Genomic DNA, 19,932 nt, shown 5'->3' with positions numbered 1-19,932 from the left:
ATCATTCGGGAGTGCGTGAAATGCCGCTGTCCGAGTTCAGTATCCGCCGACCGATCGCCACGGTCTTGCTGTCGGTCGCGCTCATCCTTGCCGGCGTTTTCAGCTATCTGGTCCTGCCGATCGCCGCGCTCCCGCGAACGGATTTCCCTGTTATCAACGTTTCTGCCTCGTTGCCCGGCGCCTCGCCTGAGACCATGTCGACGTCGGTCGCTATCCCCCTGATCAAGCAGTTCGCCACCATCGCTGGGATCGACACGATTTCGACGACGAATGCACTCGGCTCGACCTCGATTTCGATCGAGTTCGTGCTCGGGCGCAACATCGATGCCGCCGCCGCCGACGTGCAGGCCGCCATCACCCGGACGCTCAGGCTGCTGCCACAGGACATGCCGGCACCGCCAAGCTACCGGAAGGTCAATCCGGCGGACGCGCCGGTTCTGCTCCTGGCGCTGAAGAGCAGCACCGTGCCGCTGACCGATCTCGACGCCATTGCACAACAGGTGATTTCGCCAACCCTTTCGGTGCTCGACGGGGTGGCGGAAGTGTCCATCTTCGGCAGCCAGCAATATGCCGTACGCATTCAGATGCATCCTGATGCGCTTGCCGCGCGCGGCATTTCCGTCGACCAGCTGAAGACGGCGGTTGCGGCGGCAAACGACAATTCGCCCCTCGGCACCGCGCAAACCAGCGACCGTCAGGCGGCCATCGTTGCCGACACGCAGCGCATGAATGCCGCCAGTTTCGCGGATGTCATCGTCAAGAGCGTCGATGGCAAGCCTGTGCGGCTCGGCAATGTCGCGACGGTGATCGATTCCGTTGCCAACAACCAGACGGCAAGCTGGCACGACGGTTCGCGGGCGATCATCCTGGCCATCCAGCGGCAGCCGGATGCAAACACCGTTGAGGTCGTCGACCGGGTACAGGCGCTGCTGCCGTCGCTCCGCCAGTCGCTTCCAGCCGCCGCCTCGATCGAGACGCTCAGCGACCGGTCCATGTCGATCCGCGGGGCGGTGCACGACGTCCAGTTCACCCTGATCCTCACCGTCGGCCTGGTGATCCTCGTCATCTTCGCTTTCGTTCGCCGCCTCTGGGCCACGCTTATTCCGGCGCTCGCCGTTCCGATCTCGATCATCGCCACCTTCGCGGCGATGTATCCGCTCGGCTTTTCGATCGACAACATCTCGCTGATGGCGCTCACGCTCTCCGTCGGGCTGGTGGTGGACGACGCCATCGTCATGCTGGAAAACATCGTGCGGCACATGGAGGAGGACGGCATCGATGCCTTCTCGGCGGCGCTCATCGGTTCGCGCGAGATCGGCTTTACGATCATCGCGATCTCGCTGTCGCTCGTCGCAGTGTTCATTCCCGTGCTGCTGATGGGCGGCGTGATCGGCCGTATTCTCAACGAATTCGCGATCGTCGTCACCGTTGCCATCCTCGCCTCCGCCTTCGTTTCGCTCACGCTGACGCCGATGCTGGCGGCCCGGCTTCCGGCGAGGACGGATGGACAGGAGAAGGCGCGCTGGCTGCATCGGCTGGATCTCGCCTTCGAGCGAGGCTTCGATGGGCTGTTGCGCGCCTATGAGCGGCTGCTGTCGCTTTGCATCAACGCGCGCGCGCTGGTGCTTCTGCTCTTCCTGCTGACCGTCGTGATCACGGGATACCAGATCGCCACGATCCCGAAGGGGTTCTTCCCGCAGGAAGACATCGGCCAGTTGCAGGTCACGACCCAGGCGCGCCAGGACATTTCCTTCGTCGCCATGTCGAAGCTCCAGTCCAATGTGGAGGCGGTCTTTGCCAGTTCGCCCTACGTGGCCCATGTCGCAAGCACGATCGGCTCGGGTGGAGCGTCGAGCGCGCTCAATTCAGGCCGGCTTTTCGTCGAGCTGAAGCCGAAGAGCGAGCGTCCGCCGCTTGAAACCGTGCTTGCGGATCTGCGCCGCAAGTTGGTGGCGATCCCCGGCATCCAGGCCTTCATGTCGCCGGTCCAGAACCTCTCGGTGGGATCGCGCGCGTCGGCCAGCCAGTACCAGCTGGTGCTCCAGAGTCTTGATCAGCCGCTGATGAACGAATGGGCACAGAAGCTCCATGACGCCATGAGCGCGGATCGGGCCTTCTTCACCGACGTCAACAGCGACCTCCAGATCAACGCGCCACAAACGCGCCTGGTGGTCGACCTCGACAAGGCGGCAACGCTGGGGGTCGACGCGAGCGAGCTGCGCACCACGCTCTATGGCAGTTTCGGTACCGAGCAGATCTCGACGATCTATACGGCGGGCGACAGCTACGAGGTGATCCTCGAGCTCGATCCCTCGATGCAATGGTCGGCCGATAAATTCGACGAACTGCGTGTGGGCAGTGCCAATGGCGGCCTTGTTCCGCTCGGGGCCTTTGCCCGTGTCGAGACCGTGTCCGGACCGCTCACCATCAACCAGCTCGGCCAACTGCCGGCGGTCACGCTTTCCTTCAACCTGCCGGCCAAAGTCGCCCTCGGTGACGCCCTTGCGCAGGTCGATCGGCTCAAGGCAGAAATCGGCATGCCGTCCGAGGTGACAACCCGCAATTACGGCACCACCCAGCTGTTTAAAGATGCTGCCGCCAACCAGGGTCTTCTGGTGCTGGCGGCGATCGTCACCATCTACCTCGTGCTCGGCATTCTCTATGAAAGCCTGATCCATCCGCTGACCGTGCTTTCGGGTTTGCCATCAGCCATATCCGGGGCGCTGCTTGCGATCTATTTCGGCGGCTTCGACCTTTCGATCATCGCCATCGTCGGCGTGCTGATGCTGATCGGCATCGTCAAGAAGAACGCCATCATGATGATCGATGTGGCGCTGACGCTGCAGCGCGCCGGTTCGCCGGCAGCTGACGCCATCCACAAAGCCTGCGTGATGCGCTTCCGCCCGATCATGATGACCTCGGTTGCTGCGATCATGAGTACGCTGCCGATTGCGATCGGCAGCGGTGCCAGCGCGGAGCTGCGCCAGCCGCTCGGCGTCGCCGTCGTCGGCGGCTTGCTGGTGTCGCAGCTTGTGACCCTCTTCGTGACGCCGGTCATCTATCTGTACATGGACGATTTCATGCGGGTCGTTTCCCGCCTGGTTCGCCAGGGGCTGCAGATCACCCGGGGCGAACGACCGACTGCAGTCGACAATCAGCCGCGGCACGGTTAGCCGCCCGTTCCGGGATCACGTTACCCTCAGGCGGATGATGCCGATGTGAAGACCGCAAGCTGCGCATCGAAGGCGCGCTTGTAGGCCGGCCGCGCCTTGCCGCGCGCGACGTAGGCGGAAAGGTTGGGATACTCGTCGAGCAAGCCTGAACTTTCCAACCTGCGGAGCACCGTCACCATCATGAGGTCGCCGGCACTGAAGGCGCCGTCGAGCCAGTCGGCCTCGGCAAGCCGCCGCGACAATTGGGCCAGTCGGACGCGGATGCGATCTTCGAGCATCAGCAGGCGCTCCTGATACCAGTCCTTGTCGCGCTCCACGTAGGTGGTCGCTTCGCGCTCGAGGATCGGCGGCTCCACAGTGTTGAGCGCGGCAAACATCCACGTGATTGCCCGCGCGCGGGCATTGGCGTCATTCGGAAGCAGGCCGGTATGGCGCTCCGCCACATGGAACACGATGGCACCGGTCTCGAACAGGGAAAGGTCGCCTTCCTGATAGGTGGGGATTTGCCCGAACGGCTGAAGCGCGATGTGGGCCGGCTCCTTCATGGTCTTGAAGGTAACGAGGCGAACCTCATAGGGCTGCCCCACTTCTTCGAGCGCCCAGCGAACGCGCATGTCGCGCGCGAGACCTCGGCCGCGATCCGGTGATTTTTCAAAGGCGGTAATGGTGATCGTCATCTTGTCCTCCACAATTTGCCTGTCCTGAAGACGATTGGCCAACGGGGATACCGACATGCGCTGCCGCCTTTCAACGATGGAAGGCGGAATTCACGGCGACAGTGGCAGATAAAGGATCTCCTCTGTGGGTGCGAAACACGTGGCTCCCCGCAAGAAGGCGTACGTCTCGTTGAGATTAGCCCGAATGGACAGCTTGTTTCGGCGATCGCGGAGAAGTATAAATATTTCATAAACGTAATTGTCGAGCGCATTTCAATTTGATGCTGGCAATGACGTATCGCTTTCGACTTTTGACCATGGATGTACTGGCAGAAGCCTTGAGAGCGAAAAAGAAAAGAAGGCCGGGGCCAGTGCGCTCCGGCCTTTTTTACTGTCTGCCAATCGCTGCGATACGCAGGCCGATTGGTGCGCGTATGCGGCCGTTACGGTCACGCATTGTTCCTGCTCCACGAGGGCTAATCCGGGGTAGGTTTCCCCGTTTCGTCCTGTGGATGTTCGCGCCACGTTCGCCACGTTCAGTTTAAGTGCTGCGATGCCGTGCCATCAGCTTTGCCTGAAGCACGACGACGACGAGCAGGAAGGCGCCGCGGATGACGGACTGCCAATAGGCGGAAAGCGAGATCCAGCCGAGGCCGTTTTCGAAGTTCAGGATGTTGAAGACCATGGCAAGAAGCAGCGCGCCGGCAAGCGTCGCGCCGACCGAGCCGGAGCCGCCGGTCAACAGCGTACCGCCGACGACGACCGAAGCGATGGCGAAAAGTTCCCAGCCGACGCCCTCGGTCGGCTGGCCGGCGCCGAACTGCGAGGCGAGGATGACGCCGGCAAGGCCGGCAAGGGTGCCCGAGGCGAGATAGACGCCGGCAAGCGCACGCTCCACCTTCAGGCCCATCAGTCCGGCCGTCGCCTCGCCGTCACCGATCGCCAGGATATGCCGTCCGACGGGGAGCTTTTGCAGCACGAGCCAGCCGAGCACATAGGCAGCAAGGGCGATCCAGGCGGGAATGGGGAAGCCCAGGAAATCGTCCTGTCCAATTACCGTGAAACCGGTGTCATAGGAGACGGAGACAGACTGGTTGTCGGCCAGCAAAAGGCCGGTGCCGTAGGCTGCGAGCATTGTCGCGAGCGTGGCGATGAAGGGCTGGATGCGCATCTTCGTGATGATGAAGCCGTTGAGCGCGCCGACGGCAAGGCCGGCCGCCATGCCACCAAAGAGCCCGGCCGCCCAATGATAGGGGGAGAACAGAGCCGCCACGACGCTTGCCATGGCCGCCGTGCCGCCGACAGACAGGTCGATGCCGCCCGTCATGATGACGAAGGCCATGCCGAGCGCAATCAGCGCGAACATCGAGTTGTAGCGCAGGAAACTCAGGATGTTGTAGGGCGACAGGAAGTTGTCGTAGCGCAGTGCCCCGAAAAGGATGAGGCCGGCCAGCGCCAGGATGACGCCGAGGCGGGCAAGGTCGCCGGAGTTCTTGACCAGGAAGAGGCGGAGGATCGATTGCATCGGGGTTGCCTCTAATGTTTGCTGGCGCGCTGCTGGATGAAGACCGCGGTGACGATCAGCCCGGCCTTGACGATGAGCGCCGCCGCATCCGGAACGCCATTGGCGAGCAGCGTGTAGCGCACCAGCTGGATGACGAATGCGCCGAGCACCATGCCGATGATGTTGGCCCGCCCGCCGGTCAGAAGCGTGCCGCCGACGGCGACCGCAGCGATCGCATCGAGTTCCATGCCGAGGCCGACGAGGTTCGCGTCGCTCGCCGAGTTGCGGGCAACGACGATGAGACCGGCGACCCCGGCAAGCGCGCCGCTTATCATGTAGACGAAGAGCTTGACCCGTTTGACCGGGATGCCGGTCAGGCGCGCGGCCTTTTCGTTGCCGCCGACGGCGATGATCTGCCGGCCGATGACGGTGTAGCGGATCATCGCGAACGCGGCCGCGACGATGATCATCATTAGCACCACCTGGGCCGGAATGCCCGCGATGCGGCCGAGTGCGATGAACTGGAAACCCTCGTTCTTGAAAACCTGCAGATTGCCGTTGGTCATCACCTGGGCGATGCCGCGCCCGGCGATGAAAAGCACCAGTGTCGCGATGATCGGCTGGATCGAAAAGCGGGTGACGAGGAACCCGTTGAACAGACCGAACAGGGCCGCGACGGCGATCGGCAGGAGAAAGGCCAGCGTGACCGCGAGCGCCATGTTGTCCACCGGCCAGAACTGCCCCATGAAGATCATCGGCGCCAGTGCGCCGGCGATCGCCATTAGCGACCCCACCGAGAGATCGATGCCGCCGGTGGCAATCACAAGCGTCATTCCGGTCGCGACGATGACGATTGTCGCAACCTGGGTGAGGTTCACGTTCAGCGTCTGCAAGGACAGGAAATTCGGCGTGACGGCAACGTTGAACAGGATCAGCGCCAGGAAGGCGACGAAGGTGCCGTAGCGGCTGGCGAGCGTCAAAAGCCTGTTGCCGGACGAAAGCGTTCCCGACGGCTGCGGGGCGGGGGTCTCGATCGTCGTCATGTCATTCTTCCTGCTGGGCTTCCTGGTGGGCCATGGCGGCAAGCAGCGCGGTCTCGCTCAAATCCTTCCGCGACAGCGTCGCGACGGAAGTGCCGTCGCTCAAGACCGTCACGCGGTCGGCGGCGGCAAGCAGTTCTTCGAGTTCCGACGAGATCATCAGCACGCTCAAGCCCTCGTCGGCGAGACTGCGCAGGAGTTTGAGGATTTCCGATTTGGCGCCGATGTCGATGCCGCGCGTCGGCTCGTCGACGATCAGCACCCGCGGGTCCGTGGCAAGCCATCGGGCGAGCAGCACCTTTTGCTGGTTGCCGCCGGAAAGCTCCTTGATCGGCTGATCGGGGGAGGCGCATTTGACGCCAAGCGCGCGGATGTAGCGGCTGACGATCTCATCCTGGCGTGCGCGGTCGACGATGCCGGCCTTCTTCAGCTTCGGCAGCAAGGCGAGCGTCATGTTCTCGCGGATGCTCATGTCGGGCACGATGCCGTCGATCTTTCGGTCTTCGGACACGAGGCCGATGCCGTCGGCGATCGCGTCGGCCGGTTCGCGGTAGCTGCGGTCTTGTCCCTGCATGCGGATCGTGCCGCGTTCCATCCTGTCGGCGCCGAAGATCAGACGCGCCGTCTCGGTGCGGCCGGAGCCGAGCAGGCCGGCAAGGCCGGAGATTTCGCTCTCCCGCACGGCAAGGCTGACGTCGCGCACCCGCACACCCGCGCCGGCCTTGTCGACTTCGAGGCGAACGGGCCGCACTGGCGCGTCCTTCTCCGGTGCCATGGCCTGAAAGGCGGCAAGTTCCTTGCCGAGCATATGGCGCACTAGTGCCATTTTCGGCATATCCGCCATCGGGCTTTTGGCGACCGTCTGGCCGTCGCGCATGATCGTCACACGGTCGCAGATCTCGTAGAGTTCGTCGAGCCGGTGGCCGATGAAGATGACGGCGACGCCGGAGCGTTTCAGCGTGCGGATCGTTTCGAAGAGGATGGCGACCTCGCGCTCGTCGAGCGAGGAGGTCGGCTCGTCCATGATGACGAGGCGGGCGCTCTGCGTCACCGCGCGGGCGATCGCCACCATCTGCCGCGTCGCCGCATCGAAATGCGCAACAGGACGGTCGACGTCGATCGTCAGGTTGAAGGTTTTGAGCACCGCTTCGGCACCGCGCCGCATGGCGGAATGGTCGATCATGCCGAATCGTTTCGGCTCGCGGGAGAGATAGATGTTCTCCGCCACGGAGCGCTGCGGGGCGAGATTGATTTCCTGGTAGATCGTCGCGATCCCGGCGGCCTGCGCCTCGGCCGGCATCGAGAAATCGACATCCCGACCGTCGAAGGCGATGCTGCCTTCGTCCCGCCTGTAGACGCCGGTCAGGATCTTGATGAGCGTCGATTTGCCGGCACCGTTCTGGCCGACAAGCGCCATGACCTCCGCCGGCTCGACCTCGAGCGAGGCCGATTTCAGGGCCGGCACGCCGGCAAACGCTTTGGAAATGCCCTGCATGGACAGAAGCATGGGTCTCCTCCCTATCTTCGCCATCCGCCGCCCCATCTGGGGGTGGGCGTCATCAGCCTACACTTGAACGGGCCGAAGGTCATGCTGCCGTCAAAAAGACGGCCGAGACGGTTGCGCCGTCCCGGCCGTGGAGGCTCGGGAGATTGGATCAATAGGCGTTGGCGAGTTCTGCTGCCGCGTTGGAGGCGTCGTAGAACTTGTCGTCGTTGATGATCATCGCATCGATTTTCTCGCCCTTGGCGTAGCGCATCATCGTCTCGAAGGCCTTCGGCCCGAAGCGTGGATTGCACTCGACGACTGCTGCGATCTTGCCGTCGACGACCGCCTGCACGGCTTCCTTGCCACCATCGATCGACAGCACCAGCACGTCCTTGCCCGGCACCTTTCCGGCCGCTTCGAGCGCGGCGATCGCGCCGATCGCCATTTCGTCGTTGTGGGCGTAGATCACGTCGGCATCCGGATGGGCCTGGAGCAGGGCTTCTGCCACCTGACGGCCCTTGTCACGGGCGAAATCGCCGGTCTGCGAGGCGACGATCTCGAAACCGCCGGCCGCCTTGATCGCTTCGTCGAAGCCCTTCTTGCGGTCGTTGGCCGGCGACGACCCGGTCGTGCCTTCAAGCTCGATGATCTTCGACTTGCCGTTGGCATTCTTTGCCAGCCACTCGGCAACACGCTTGCCCTCTTCGACGAAGTTCGAGCCGATGAAGGTCAGATAGTCTTCGCCGGCCTTGGCCAGTGACGGATCGACCGAGCGGTCGAGCAGGATCACCGGAATGCCCGCCTTCTTCGCGGCCATGACTGCGGGGATCAGCGGCTTTTCTTCGCGCGGTGCGAGAAAGATCACGTCGACGCCTTGAGCGATCATCGAATTGACGTCAGCAACCTGCTTGGCGGCGGAGCCGGCGGCATCCGTATAGACGAGCTGGAAGCCGAGCTTTTCGGCTTCGGCCTTCATGCTGTTCGTCTGGGCGATGCGCCAGGGATTGTTGGATTCGGTCTGCGCGAAGCCGACCTTGTATTTGTCCTTCTGCTCAAGCTTCGGCACTTCGGCGATCGCGACACCCGCAAGGGCGAGCGCGCCGACGGCCGTTGCCGCAAGCATGAAGGTGCGACGGGAAATCATGGTCATAATCGGGTTCTCCTCCCAGATTGGCCGGTGCTCCTCTACCGGACGTGAGCGTTTTTGCGCTTCACATCTCCAAATCTTGCGCTAATAATATTAGCAGTCAAGGCCAAAAATTATGAGCACTTGCAAAAGCCTGCGTGCAGTGCAATGCACGCGGGAGGGTAGGGAGCACGCATGGCCAAGCGAAACGGGCGGAATCTGGAGAAAAAGGGCGAAGGGCGCCCGACAATGACGGATGTCGCCAGGATCGCTGGCGTCTCCCAGTCGAGCGTCTCCCTGGTGCTGAACGAGATGTCCGGCTCGCGCATCTCGCCCGAAACGCAGCAGAAAGTGCGCGAGGCTGCTCATAAAATCGGTTATAGACTGCCGGCGACCCGAGGCCCGGTTGCAGCCGCCCCGGCGGTCGAGAAGGACACGATTGCCTTCATCGTCGACGAGATCTCGACCAGCCCGCACCCGGTGGTCAGCCTCGACGGCATCCGCGACTATGCCTTCGAGCAGGGCATGCTGGTCTCGGCGCACGTCACCCGCTCCAATCCGGAACTTGAAGCCGCGGTGCTGCGGTCGGTCTTGCGCGACCCCTCCATCGCCGGCGTCATCTACGCGACGATCTTTACCCGCAAGGTTGCGGTTCCCGAGGCGCTGGCGCCGCTGCCGACCGTGCTTCTCAATTGCTACTGCGAGCCGCGCCAGCATGTGGCGATCGTGCCGGGCGAGGTCGCCGGCGGTTTTTCTGCCACGGCGCATCTGACGGCGCTCGGCCACAAGCGCATCGGTTTCATCAATGGCGAAAGCTGGATGGATGCTGCCGCCGACCGTCTCAAAGGTTACAAGCAGGCGCTTGCCTCCGCCGACATCGCCTTCGACGCGACGCTGGTGCGCGACGGCGACTGGCTGCCGCTTCGCGGCTACGAGGCCGGGCTCGACCTGCTTTCCATGCCCAACCCACCGACCGCCATTTTCTGCGGCAACGACCTGATGGCGATTGGTGTGATGGAGGCAGCCCAGGAGAAGGGTCTGCGAGTGCCCTCCGATCTCTCGGTCATGGGCTATGACGACCAGGAACTGGCGCGCTACACCCACCCGCCGCTCTCGACCCTGGTGCTGCCGAACTATGAAATGGGCCAGAAGGCGGCTGAACTCCTGATCGACATGGCGATCCACGGCAAGCACATGCGGCCGATGACGATCAAGGTCGACGGACCGCTGGTGGTGAGGGATACCACCGCCCTCCTGTCCGCAGCCAGACCTTCCAGGAATGCTGGATAGGGCATCGCCAGTGCCATACTGAGGTGTGCTGGATCTACACTGGCCGTGAGGCCGTACCAAGAAACCGCGTCATCTGTTTCTGGCAGAAGTCGAGATAGGCGCGCACGATGCTCGACGGATGCCTGTGCGCCGGATAGAGCAGGCTGACGTGCTGCTCGGGCATGGGGTGGTCGACAAACACCTCCGCCAGGCGGCCATCCCTGATCGGTTCGGCCGCCAAAAAAGGTGGCAACTCGGTAACAAACTCGGCCGCCAGAGCCCGCGCCCTCAAATGCAGGTAGTCGTTCGTCGTCAGCATAGCTTGCGGCTCGAATACGTTCTCGCCGAGGCGCCACGAGGCATGGCTGTTTGCATCCCGTATCCAGGCGGCCAGGGGGAAGTGGTGCAGGTTCTCGTACGTCGTCGGCTTTCCGACACGTTTCAGGAGATCCGGTGCGGCAACCAGGACATGCCGATAGGTCAGCAATCGTTTCGCCACCATCGCTTCATGAACGATCGCGCCCACGCGCAGCGCGACATCGATGCCGTCTTGGACCAGATCCACACGACGGTCGGTCGTGTACACGTTGACCTGGACATCCGGGTATTGGCGCTGGAAAGCGCCCAACAGCTCCCACCACGGCTCAAAACCCGTCGGCAGTGAAAGGCGCAGGCGTCCTCTCAAACGCGTCTGGTCGCTACGAACCGCCTCTTCAGCTTCTGCAAGCGCCTCGATCCCGCGCGAGGCATGCTCGAAGAGCCGCGTGCCCGCATCCGTGAGCCTGGTCCCTCGTGCCGACCGCTCGAGGAGCTGTATCTTCAGTTCCCGCTCGAGTTCGCGGATGCGCCGGCTGAGTGTCGGCAGAGGTATGCCCAGACGGGTCGCGGCGGCTGAGAGGCTACCAGCCTGCGCGACGGCGACAAACATTTGCGCTGCGTTCAAGTCCAACTGAAAGGCCTCTCATAATTGAGAGGCATCTTACCATCTGTCGATCTACTACACCATGGTTGAGCGGATTAGCTTGCTCTCATCCTCATCTGAGGCCAGTCGCAAACGCTCAAGGAGCTTTAGCCATGACAATCGAAACCGCCATAAAAGCCTACGAGGCAGCGCTCAACGGCAACGACATCGACGCCATTCTCGACCTCTACGGAAGCAACCCGGTCTTCATGCCTCAGCATGCCCCGGCGCTGGTCGGCCGTGATGCCGTTCGAGAAGGCTACAGGCAGGTATTTGCCGCCATCAAGCTCGATATTCGCTTCACCATTCATGAAATCGAGATCGCCGAGGATTGGGCCTGGGTGCGCACCAGTTCTTCGGGAACGACACACGTTCTCGCCGCAGATGTCACGATCGAGGAGGGCAACAACGAACTCTTCGTGTTCCGCGCCGAACAGGGCCACTGGAAAATCCACCGCTACCTGTTCTCCACCAACCGTCCACGCGCATAACGCCAAGGAGGTCAACATGAAAGCCTATGTCATCGAACGCGCCGGAGGCCCCGAGGTGCTCGAGTTGCGCGACATTCCCCCGGCTGATGTCAATGCCGACGAGGTGAGGATCCGCGTGCACGCATTCGGCCTCAATCGCGCCGAAGCCTATCTGCGGGCAGGCAAGATGGGCACGATAACCGCCCCACGGGTGCCTGGAATCGGGGCCGTCGGCGAGATCATGCACGATCCGTCGGGAACCTATAGGACCGGTCAGCGTGTCGCCACGGCCATGGGCGGGATGCAGTTCAGCCGCGCCGGCAGCTATGCCGAGGAGGTTGTGGTCCTGCGAAGCAACGTGGTCGATCTCGACGGGGTCAGCCTGCCGTGGGAGGAACTCGCGACTTTACCTGAAGCCTATCTGACGGTCTGGGGTGCGCTCACGAAAACGCTAGCGATCGAGAAGGGGCAGACCCTCCTTGTCCGCGGAGCAACTGCCTCGGTCGGGTTGGCGGCGATCGTCTACGCCAAGGCGCTTGGGCTTACCGTGATCGCCACGACACGTTCCAGCCAAAACACTGAACGATTGCGCGATATGGGCGCCGATCACGTCGTCATCGACACCGGCGAGATTGCCGAGCAGGTTCGCGCCCTTGTCCCGGCGGGCATCGACGCGGCGCTGGAAATCGTCGGGGCGGCCACCGTTCGCGACACGATCAACGCGCTCAAGCCATTTGGCTCCGTATGCGTGATCGGCCTCCTGGGTGGACCACCCGTACTTGAGAACGTCCACCTGATACAGGACCTTCCCGGCGCAGTGCAGCTTAGCTTCTTTCCGAGCGGGCTTTTCGGCACGGCCTCCCTGCCTTTGTCCGACACACCGCTGCCGTGGCTGGCGAAGGGCATCGCCGAGGGCCGCATTCCATCGTTGCTGGCTCGGACCTTCGACTTCGACAGCATTGCCGAGGCTCATCGCCTGATGGAAAGCGACCGAGCGCTCGGGAAGCTTGTTGTGAAGCTCTGATCGGTTGAACTCTCAAGGAGAAAGTCATGTCCTCGTTTCCTCGCAGAAAAATTGCGCGGTTCGCGCTCGCGATGCTGCCGGTTCTGGTTGCCGCGGGTTCGGCGAAGTCCGACGAAGGCGCTAGGGCCGCCATTACCCGACAACTGCAGAGCTACCAAAACGCCCTGAACGCCTCGGATGTCGACGCCGTCATGAAGCTCTACGCCGATGACGCCGTGTTCATGCCGCAACACAGCCTGCCGGCCGTCGGTCGCGTTGCCGTCGAGAGGGCCTATGAACAGGTTTTCGGAGCGATCAAACTCGATATCCGGTTTGAGATCGACGAGATCCGCGCGCTTTCGGCGGACTGGGCCTACGCCCGGACCCGTTCGAAAGGCACCGTGAAAATCCTCGCGAATGGGGCCGCCCCATCGTCCGAGGCCAACCAGGAACTGTTCCTGCTTCACCGCGAGAAGGATGGGGCATGGCGCTTTGCCCGCTACATCTTTTCGACCACAAACGCAGCCCCGCAGCAATAGCGGAGAGGCGAACCGAGATGACATCGCAACAGCAAACCTATGCCATCGCTGCGGCGCGGACCGTGATGGTCGTGATCTTCTTCCTGTCCGGCCTGTCCAAGATCGGATCCGCCGAAAGCATGCGCGGCTACATGGAAAGCATGGGCGTACCGGGAACATTGCTATGGCCTACGATCCTCTTTGAGGTAGGCGCGGCTCTGCTGATCGTGGCCGGCTACAAAACCCGCGTTGTCGCGCTTTTTCTGGCCGCCTTCTCAATCGTGACGGCAATGGTGTTTCACAGCAACTTCGCCGACCAGATCCAAATGGTCATGTTCCTCAAGAACCTCTCGATGGCAGGTGGCTTCTTCCTTCTCGCCTGTGTGGGGGCCGGGGATTTTAGCCTCGATGCCCGCTTCGAGAAAGCCGAGCGCAGTCTGCGTATCGCTGCCTGAAGTCCCGTCGACCTTCATCTGCCCGGGCGCTGCAGCGGCCGGGCAGGTTCTCCACCGGCGCATGGCCCAAGCAATCGAACCGGCGCTGAGCACTGACGCGTTCCAGGGTCGCCTGCCGGCTTCACCCAACCTGCGGAAGGACCGCTCGGATATGGTCGGCGAGTGCCGTGACCACGGAGGAGGGGCGTGGCTCCGCAAGTTCGAGCGCAATGCCGATCGTCGGGAGTTCTGGTAGAAGGCCTGCCGAGATGACATGAAGATCGGCAGGGACGGCGGTTTCGGTCAACACGCTGATGGCATGTCCTGAACGCGCGATCGCGATGAGACCCGCCAGACTGTTGCTGGCGAATGCGACGCGGTACCGACGACTGATACCCTCCATGGCGCTGCAGGCGGCTCGGAAGTCGAGCGTCGTCGGGGCGGACAGTGCCAAGGGAAGGGCGGTGCGGCTCAGGATCTCAGGTTCCGCGCCCTTGCCGACCCAGACGAATTTTTCGCTCCGAATGACCTCGCCACTTGCCGCGTCGGGAACCGAAACGAGTGCGATGTCGATTTGCCTTCGCTGGAGGAGCGGTCGCAGTTCGGTGGTCGGCGCACAGACCATGCGCAATTCGACATCCGGATGACGCTCAAAGAAGCCCTCAAGCACCGCGGGCAGGAAGGCGATGGAGTAATCCTCCGGGCAGCCAAGCGTGACCGAGCCCTTGAGCCCCGAGCCACCCATGTCGGCGAGGATCTCATCGTGGCCGGCGAGCAGGTGCTCGGCATGCACCAGCAGCTTTTCACCGGCCGCCGTCAGGCGCACGCCCGATCCGGTGCGGTGGAAAAGGGCCAGCTCGAGAAAATCTTCGAGCCGCTGCATCTGCATGCTCAGCGTCGACTGGGTCCGTCCCACCTGGAAGGATGCAACGCTGATCGAACCCGCACGGGCAATGACGGTAAAGTTGCGCAGCAGGGAAAGATCGAGATTTCGCATGATATCGAAATATCCAATATCTGATCGGAATACTATCAATTTGCATGAAGTTACGGTCGGCGCTAGCCATTGAAGATCATCAAATGAGGAGCCAGCCGATGTCGCTCAATTCCGATCCTCAATTCTGGGCGTCTGCCAACAAGCACCTGACGCGTTATGGCCCCGACTTCGAAACCATCATCGTGGAGCGAGCCGAGGGAAGTTTCGTTTATGATGCGGATGGTCGGGCGATCCTGGATTTCACCTCAGGGCAGATGAGCGGCGTTCTCGGCCACACGCACCCTGATATTGTCGCCACCGTCGACCGGCAGATGCGGACGGTTGCTCATCTCTTCAGTGGCATGCTGTCTCGGCCGGTCGTCGATCTCGCGTCCCGTCTTGCCGCACTGGCGCCCGGGCTGGACCGGGTTCAGCTTCTGACGACGGGGGCTGAATCGAACGAAGCAGCCATTCGCATGGCAAAGCTGGTGACCGGTGGGCACGAGGTCGTCGCCTTCGCGCAGAGCTGGCACGGTATGACGGGTGCTGCGGCCTCGGCGACCTACAGCGCCGGCCGGAGGGGTTATGGCCCGGCCGCTGCCGGTTCGTTCGTGATACCGGCGCCGAACGCCTATCGCCCGCGTTTCACGCACAAGGACGGCAGCAACGACTGGCAGACGGAGCTCGACGACGCTTTCTCGCTGATCGACCGGCAGTCGACGGGCGGGCTTGCCGCCTTCATCGCCGAGCCGATCCTATCGAGCGGCGGTATCCTCGAACTACCGCCCGGTTATCTCGCAGCACTCAAGCGCAAATGCGAGGAACGGGGCATGCTCCTCATCCTCGACGAGGCGCAGACGGGCATCGGCCGCACCGGACATATGTTCGCCTTCCAGCGCGACGGCGTAACGCCCGACATTCTCACCCTGTCGAAGACGCTCGGTGCCGGCCTGCCGCTTGCAGCGGTCATGACGACCGAAGAGATCGAGCGGAAAGCCCATGAACGGGGCTTCCTCTTCTACACCACCCATGTCTCGGATCCTCTGCCCGCTGCGGTTGGCGTCACCGTGCTCGATGTGGTCGAACGCGAAGGGCTCGTCAACCAGGCGGTCGCCCGCGGCGAACGGCTACGAAGCGGTCTTCTCGGGCTTCAGCAGAGGTTCGAATGTGTCGGCGACGTTCGTGGACGCGGGCTTCTCCTCGGGCTCGAGGTGGTCGTCGATCGGCAAACGAAGGCGCCCGGATTCGAGCTCGGCGCCAGGATCATGGAGGAGGCAATGCGGCGCGGCCTCAGCATGAACATCGTCAAGCTTCCCGGCATGGGGGGCGTGTTCCGCATCGCGCCGCCACTGACGGTGTCGGAAGAGGAGATCGACCGAGGGCTGGAAATCCTGTCGGACTCGATCGGCGCGGCAACCGGGGCGCGCTGAGCGTGAAAGCCAGGCGGCTTGCGCTCGTGACCGCCGCCAGCACTCTGGCAGGAAGTTGGACGCGGCCATCACGTTCCTCGCGCCGGAGGAGGGGTGAGATAACCCCAGATTTGGAGATTTGGGGCCTGAAGACAACTACAGGGGAGCCTGCTAATTATTCTGCACTCTTGAGGAGCAAAACGAGGAGCCGGGGGCAGATCCTATGACGTCATATTCTCTGACATGCGTAAACAACTCACAGCTAGCGGGCAGCTTCGCCGTTTTCCAGAGGGCGCCAGAGACGACGCCGGAAGGCGTGCTTTCGCTCGCCTGGTTTACCCGTCCGACGGCACCAGGAAGCAGTGTGACCTTTCACTGGCGTCCGGACCTCAACTTCGTCTGGTCCGAGACAGGTGCCCTGGATTCGGGCATCACTTTCAGGGCAACGCAAGTGGAGCCGGCCGATCCCAACGGCCAGAACCTGATCCAACTCACCGAGGATGCGAACGGCGCGACGACATTCGTCAACCCGAGCAACAGCGGTGCGCTCGGTTCACTGACGATCGAGCAATTGTCGAATGTCGTTCCCAATCGCACGTCGGTCGGGATTGGCATGGCGGGTGCGGCAACCTTTCTGGTCCAGGCTGCCCCCAACGTGACGGCGGTCTTTACTCCCCACCCCAACTACTGGGTGGTCTTCGGCGACTACAGCAGCGGCGACATCATCAACTTCGAGGAGATCACGGGCGCTGTCGAGGTCGCCTATGGTGGGGCCTTGACGGAAAGGACCGCGTCGCTCGGCCTCGACAATCTCATTTCCGTGACGTGAGCATCGCGGGCGGGACAGATCGAGTGCCGCGTGCGTGAATTGGGTGGTGGCGGATCGCGTAGGTCCGCCACCGGTTCCACGGGAGCAGTTGTCGCACTTGGATATAGAATCCGCCCAGCTACACTCTGAAATCGCATAATCTGAATTATGGAACTAGAGATAAAGGATCGATCACACCTTCTAACGTATTGATCTAAATTGCGTTCACCGCGATCGCTCATTCAAACAACAATTTCCATCCGCGTGAAAGCCAACACTCCTCGCCGACATACGGACATGGGATGGTGGAATCGCCAGTTCCTCGTCGATGAACAATGCGATCCGGATGTGGTCGAACGCGTTTTGGGAGACGAGACGAAACGCGGCCTATAATCTCGGCCTCTCCACCAAGCGAAAATGCCTTCGCCGGACGCGCACCGCTGATTCACACTGTCACTCATAGGATTCTCCGCATGAATCATGCAGAAAATCTCCGATCAGCGGGCCAAATGATACGTGGCGGTCTCTACGCGCTTACGATGCTAATGCGGTACTTGGAGCAAGAACGTGCACCACTTGAAGGGTGCGCCATGGCTAGTTACTCAACTAGAAGGAGATATTCTTGTCTTGTCAAACGAATGGACAAAAGCAAGGAATTCACGCGCATTGATGTGCCATGGCTCTATCGTTTAGTGGCGATGGTGGAGGCCGGTTGACCGTCTAGAAGAATGCTCTTGTAAACTCGATCGGCTATCAAGGCAGCGGCGTCCATAGACGGATGGTTGCTGTCAAATAGTAGCGGACGCCCGCTCTTACTAAAGCTGCACAGTTGCAGGTCGCAGAACACTGAGGAGGCATTAACAACTTCCGCGCCACTAACCTTCGAAATTGTATCGAGAACCGGTGATATCGACGTCACCTGTTTGTCCCAATCTGCCCTCTCGATAGCGGGGCCTCGATCAATCCCTCGCCATGCCATGCGGGCTAAAACCAGGGGGACTGAGTCTGAGAATTCGGGAATGGGACCTACTACAAGAACTCGCTTTCCGCCGGATACGAGTCGCAAGACGGTCTTGGTCAAGCCCGACCCATATTGGTCTCCTGCACGGCGGTAATGAAAGAAGTGATAGGAAGCGAGGACTACGGTATGAACCGAGGGCAGTTCATGCAGAATATGGTCTATGATGCGCTCATTGCCTTCAGCGCACCCGGATCGGTCACCTAATGAATACCCAACGACCGGAGGGCACGCGCTTATCGTTAGAGTTATTAACGAGCGCTTATCGCCCTTGAACCTGTCCGCCAAAGCATCTGATAATTCCACGCCATGGCTGTCGCCCCAAACGATCGTGTCAGGGACGGTTGCCGGATACCCTAGTATGCAGTTCTCGTTGCGCGGCAACTCTGTTAGTCGCCGAAGATGACAAGTCTCTCTGATTGGGCTTCGAAGTTGATCCATGTCGAGTACGACGTCGCTTGGGAGACGACCCGCGAAGCCTCCCGCAGCTATCACGGAGATCGCAGCAATGCCAACTGCGCAAATCGCCGGCGCGCTGATCAACACGAGGCGTCGCCAGGAGACTTTCAGCCTGTCCCGAGCAGTCCGCTCTACAAGTAACCAAGTTAGGAACGAGAAAAGAGATGTTGCTCCGATCAATACGAGCGACATTCCCAAGTCGGGATAGTTACCATAATTTTCGTGACGATATAGAACCAGCAAAGGCCAGTGCCATAGATATATCGAGTACGACAACCTGCCGACCCATACCATAGGCGCGCTTGATAGCAGGCGAGCAGTAGATGACCCCTCTAAACGCGGCCATACGATCAGAGCGGCACCAACACACGGCAATAGCGCAAGCGCTCCCGGGAAGAGGTTGTCACTCGTGATTAGTAATGCCGTGGTCACGATGACCACTAACCCGACCAGTGGCGCAACCTCGCTTAGCAAGCGGCCGCGAATGGGAGAGACAAAAACCAACAGGCCTCCTATGGCGAGTTCCCACGCCCTAAATATCGGAACGTAGAAGGCCGTTGTCGGGGAACTGACCACTTTGACGATCGACCACATTAGACTTGTGACGATGATCGTGGAGACCGTGATTTTGATCGCGCGAATAGATGTCGAGTTGCCGGCGCGCCACGCCGCCATCAGAATCAGCGGCCAAGCCAGGTAAAACTGTTCTTCGACTGACAGTGACCAAGTATGCAGAAGCGGACTAAGATTGGAGGTTCGAGCAAAATAGTCTGCTTCTGACCAGAAATAAAAATTAGAAACCCCGAACAAAGCGCTGAGTGATTGCTTGCTCAGGGAGACATAGTCAGATGGCAACAGGATGAACCATGCGGCCAGAAGCGTCGCGGCGACTACGAGGATCAGCGGCGGAAAGATACGTCGCGCTCGACGTTCGCAAAAGCGGGCGATGGAAAAATCGCCCTCAGAGATTTCTCGCCACAACACATTTGTGATGAGATAACCACTTATCACGAAGAATACGTCTACACCGATATATCCTCCCACCACTGGGCCAAGATGGAAGTGATAAAGAACCACTAACGATACCGCAATCGCTCGCAGTCCGTCCACATCTGCTCGATACTTCATCGGTATAGGTACAACCCCTCTGATCCGAACGGCATTAGCATTCAGCGACGCATTTGACTAGTTTCAAACCGCCGCGAGAAGATGGAGTGGATGAAATGGAAGCGCGTAGGCCTGCCGATCATTTGTAATTCCCCTGCACGAACATCCAGAGGTGGTCCATGCTGGCCGTATCGTATCCCATGAGAGAGTTGGACCACCATGGGATCATCTCGGAGGCAGGACTTTCGGCGGTTGATGTCGAGTTCCACATCGTATCGTCAATATCTTCAACAAGCGCCAGAACATCTTCTGGCTTGATCGAGAGGAGATCCTCGGCAGCCATTCCAGAATGGTGCCGCTGCCTCGCATTGCGCCTGCATAACGACTATGTTAAAAAGGTAGAATATAGACAGTCAGGCACCTTGGATGACAAAATATGGCGCTAAGCATCAAAGACCATGACACAGAACAGCTGGCCCGCACGCTTGCCGAACGGACCGGTGAAAGCATCACAC

18 protein-coding genes are annotated in these 19,932 nt (G+C 61.1%); 9 read left to right on the top strand and 9 right to left on the bottom strand.

Features of this window, described 5'->3' with window-relative positions; genetic code table 11:
* The first annotated feature begins 20 nt into the window (after positions 1–20).
* The gene (locus L981_RS04105; protein ID WP_043611982.1) at positions 21–3,173 is read left to right on the top strand and encodes an efflux RND transporter permease subunit; all 3,153 of its coding nucleotides are present in this window, start codon (positions 21–23) and stop codon (positions 3,171–3,173) included.
* A 26-nt stretch (positions 3,174–3,199) separates the two neighbouring features.
* Here L981_RS04105 and L981_RS04100 read toward each other — a convergent pair whose 3' ends face one another.
* The 5 genes from L981_RS04100 to L981_RS04080 form a co-directional block, all read right to left on the bottom strand.
* A complete protein-coding gene (locus tag L981_RS04100; RefSeq protein ID WP_043611979.1) occupies positions 3,200–3,850 on the bottom strand; it encodes a glutathione S-transferase family protein in 651 nt (216 codons plus the stop codon).
* Positions 3,851–4,370: 520 nt separating this feature from the next.
* Entirely contained in the window at positions 4,371–5,354 is a 984-nt protein-coding gene (locus L981_RS04095; RefSeq protein WP_043611974.1) for an ABC transporter permease, read from the bottom strand.
* 11 nt (positions 5,355–5,365) lie between these two features.
* Positions 5,366–6,376, bottom strand: a complete 1,011-nt coding sequence (locus L981_RS04090; RefSeq protein ID WP_043611971.1) for an ABC transporter permease — start codon at positions 6,374–6,376, stop codon at positions 5,366–5,368.
* A 1-nt stretch (position 6,377) separates the two neighbouring features.
* On the bottom strand, positions 6,378–7,880 hold the full coding sequence (locus L981_RS04085) for a sugar ABC transporter ATP-binding protein (protein WP_043611968.1): 1,503 nt from the start codon (positions 7,878–7,880) through the stop codon (positions 6,378–6,380).
* Positions 7,881–8,028: 148 nt separating this feature from the next.
* A complete protein-coding gene (locus L981_RS04080) occupies positions 8,029–9,009 on the bottom strand; it encodes an ABC transporter substrate-binding protein (RefSeq protein WP_043611966.1) in 981 nt (326 codons plus the stop codon).
* Between the two features lie 171 nt (positions 9,010–9,180).
* On the opposite strand from L981_RS04080, the gene L981_RS04075 reads away from it, so the two are divergent.
* Entirely contained in the window at positions 9,181–10,275 is a 1,095-nt protein-coding gene (locus L981_RS04075) for a LacI family DNA-binding transcriptional regulator (protein ID WP_043611964.1), read from the top strand.
* Positions 10,276–10,309: 34 nt separating this feature from the next.
* Here L981_RS04075 and L981_RS04070 read toward each other — a convergent pair whose 3' ends face one another.
* Positions 10,310–11,197: a LysR family transcriptional regulator gene (locus L981_RS04070; protein ID WP_371258824.1), complete on the bottom strand. Its 888-nt coding sequence runs from the start codon at positions 11,195–11,197 to the stop codon at positions 10,310–10,312.
* Positions 11,198–11,328: 131 nt separating this feature from the next.
* Between L981_RS04070 and L981_RS04065 the strand changes: the two genes are divergently transcribed.
* The 4 genes from L981_RS04065 to L981_RS04050 are packed head-to-tail and all read left to right on the top strand — an operon-like array spanning position 11,329 to position 13,661.
* Positions 11,329–11,706: a nuclear transport factor 2 family protein gene (locus L981_RS04065; protein ID WP_043611962.1), complete on the top strand. Its 378-nt coding sequence runs from the start codon at positions 11,329–11,331 to the stop codon at positions 11,704–11,706.
* A 16-nt stretch (positions 11,707–11,722) separates the two neighbouring features.
* The gene (locus L981_RS04060; RefSeq protein WP_043611960.1) at positions 11,723–12,709 is read left to right on the top strand and encodes a zinc-binding dehydrogenase; all 987 of its coding nucleotides are present in this window, start codon (positions 11,723–11,725) and stop codon (positions 12,707–12,709) included.
* 26 nt (positions 12,710–12,735) lie between these two features.
* Positions 12,736–13,227 (top strand): SgcJ/EcaC family oxidoreductase, encoded by a 492-nt coding sequence (locus L981_RS04055; protein WP_082005881.1) that lies wholly within the window; start codon positions 12,736–12,738, stop codon positions 13,225–13,227.
* Positions 13,228–13,244: 17 nt separating this feature from the next.
* Complete coding sequence (locus tag L981_RS04050; RefSeq protein ID WP_043611958.1) at positions 13,245–13,661, top strand: DoxX family protein; 417 nt, start codon at positions 13,245–13,247, stop codon at positions 13,659–13,661.
* A 121-nt stretch (positions 13,662–13,782) separates the two neighbouring features.
* Here L981_RS04050 and L981_RS04045 read toward each other — a convergent pair whose 3' ends face one another.
* Positions 13,783–14,637 (bottom strand): LysR family transcriptional regulator, encoded by an 855-nt coding sequence (locus L981_RS04045; RefSeq protein ID WP_043611956.1) that lies wholly within the window; start codon positions 14,635–14,637, stop codon positions 13,783–13,785.
* Between the two features lie 98 nt (positions 14,638–14,735).
* Between L981_RS04045 and L981_RS04040 the strand changes: the two genes are divergently transcribed.
* Positions 14,736–16,046, top strand: coding sequence for an aspartate aminotransferase family protein (locus tag L981_RS04040; protein WP_156133955.1), 1,311 nt, complete (start codon positions 14,736–14,738; stop codon positions 16,044–16,046).
* 343 nt (positions 16,047–16,389) lie between these two features.
* The gene (locus tag L981_RS04035; protein WP_082005880.1) at positions 16,390–16,854 is read left to right on the top strand and encodes a hypothetical protein; all 465 of its coding nucleotides are present in this window, start codon (positions 16,390–16,392) and stop codon (positions 16,852–16,854) included.
* Positions 16,855–17,515: 661 nt separating this feature from the next.
* Here L981_RS04035 and L981_RS33605 read toward each other — a convergent pair.
* Both L981_RS33605 and L981_RS04025 read right to left on the bottom strand, forming a co-directional pair.
* A complete protein-coding gene (locus L981_RS33605; protein WP_082005879.1) occupies positions 17,516–19,438 on the bottom strand; it encodes an acyltransferase family protein in 1,923 nt (640 codons plus the stop codon).
* 118 nt (positions 19,439–19,556) lie between these two features.
* Positions 19,557–19,760, bottom strand: a complete 204-nt coding sequence (locus L981_RS04025; RefSeq protein WP_043611950.1) for a hypothetical protein — start codon at positions 19,758–19,760, stop codon at positions 19,557–19,559.
* Positions 19,761–19,853: 93 nt separating this feature from the next.
* Between L981_RS04025 and L981_RS04020 the strand changes: the two genes are divergently transcribed.
* On the top strand, positions 19,854–19,932 hold a 79-nt coding region (locus tag L981_RS04020; protein ID WP_043611948.1), incomplete at its 3' end, for a type II toxin-antitoxin system VapB family antitoxin.

Origin of the sequence: Ensifer sp. ZNC0028 (genome assembly GCF_000799055.1) — a bacterium.
Classification (GTDB): domain Bacteria; phylum Pseudomonadota; class Alphaproteobacteria; order Rhizobiales; family Rhizobiaceae; genus Ensifer.
Note: the sequence above shows the minus strand (reverse complement) of the source record. Positions and strands in the feature narration are given on the sequence as shown.

Excerpts from the sequence above, each read along its gene's own strand:
- L981_RS04075 (WP_043611964.1), top strand. The coding sequence starts at position 9,181 with ATGGCCAAGCGAAACGGGCGGAATCTGGAGAAAAAGGGCGAAGGGCGC.
- L981_RS04100 (WP_043611979.1), bottom strand. The coding sequence starts at position 3,850 with ATGACGATCACCATTACCGCCTTTGAAAAATCACCGGATCGCGGCCGA.
- L981_RS33605 (WP_082005879.1), bottom strand. The coding sequence starts at position 19,438 with ATGAAGTATCGAGCAGATGTGGACGGACTGCGAGCGATTGCGGTATCG.
- L981_RS04055 (WP_082005881.1), top strand. The coding sequence starts at position 12,736 with ATGTCCTCGTTTCCTCGCAGAAAAATTGCGCGGTTCGCGCTCGCGATG.
- L981_RS04045 (WP_043611956.1), bottom strand. The coding sequence starts at position 14,637 with ATGCGAAATCTCGATCTTTCCCTGCTGCGCAACTTTACCGTCATTGCC.
- L981_RS04040 (WP_156133955.1), top strand. The coding sequence starts at position 14,736 with ATGTCGCTCAATTCCGATCCTCAATTCTGGGCGTCTGCCAACAAGCAC.
- L981_RS04090 (WP_043611971.1), bottom strand. The coding sequence starts at position 6,376 with ATGACGACGATCGAGACCCCCGCCCCGCAGCCGTCGGGAACGCTTTCG.
- L981_RS04095 (WP_043611974.1), bottom strand. The coding sequence starts at position 5,354 with ATGCAATCGATCCTCCGCCTCTTCCTGGTCAAGAACTCCGGCGACCTT.
- L981_RS04025 (WP_043611950.1), bottom strand. The coding sequence starts at position 19,760 with ATGGCTGCCGAGGATCTCCTCTCGATCAAGCCAGAAGATGTTCTGGCG.
- L981_RS04065 (WP_043611962.1), top strand. The coding sequence starts at position 11,329 with ATGACAATCGAAACCGCCATAAAAGCCTACGAGGCAGCGCTCAACGGC.
- L981_RS04060 (WP_043611960.1), top strand. The coding sequence starts at position 11,723 with ATGAAAGCCTATGTCATCGAACGCGCCGGAGGCCCCGAGGTGCTCGAG.
- L981_RS04085 (WP_043611968.1), bottom strand. The coding sequence starts at position 7,880 with ATGCTTCTGTCCATGCAGGGCATTTCCAAAGCGTTTGCCGGCGTGCCG.
- L981_RS04105 (WP_043611982.1), top strand. The coding sequence starts at position 21 with ATGCCGCTGTCCGAGTTCAGTATCCGCCGACCGATCGCCACGGTCTTG.
- L981_RS04050 (WP_043611958.1), top strand. The coding sequence starts at position 13,245 with ATGACATCGCAACAGCAAACCTATGCCATCGCTGCGGCGCGGACCGTG.
- L981_RS04080 (WP_043611966.1), bottom strand. The coding sequence starts at position 9,009 with ATGACCATGATTTCCCGTCGCACCTTCATGCTTGCGGCAACGGCCGTC.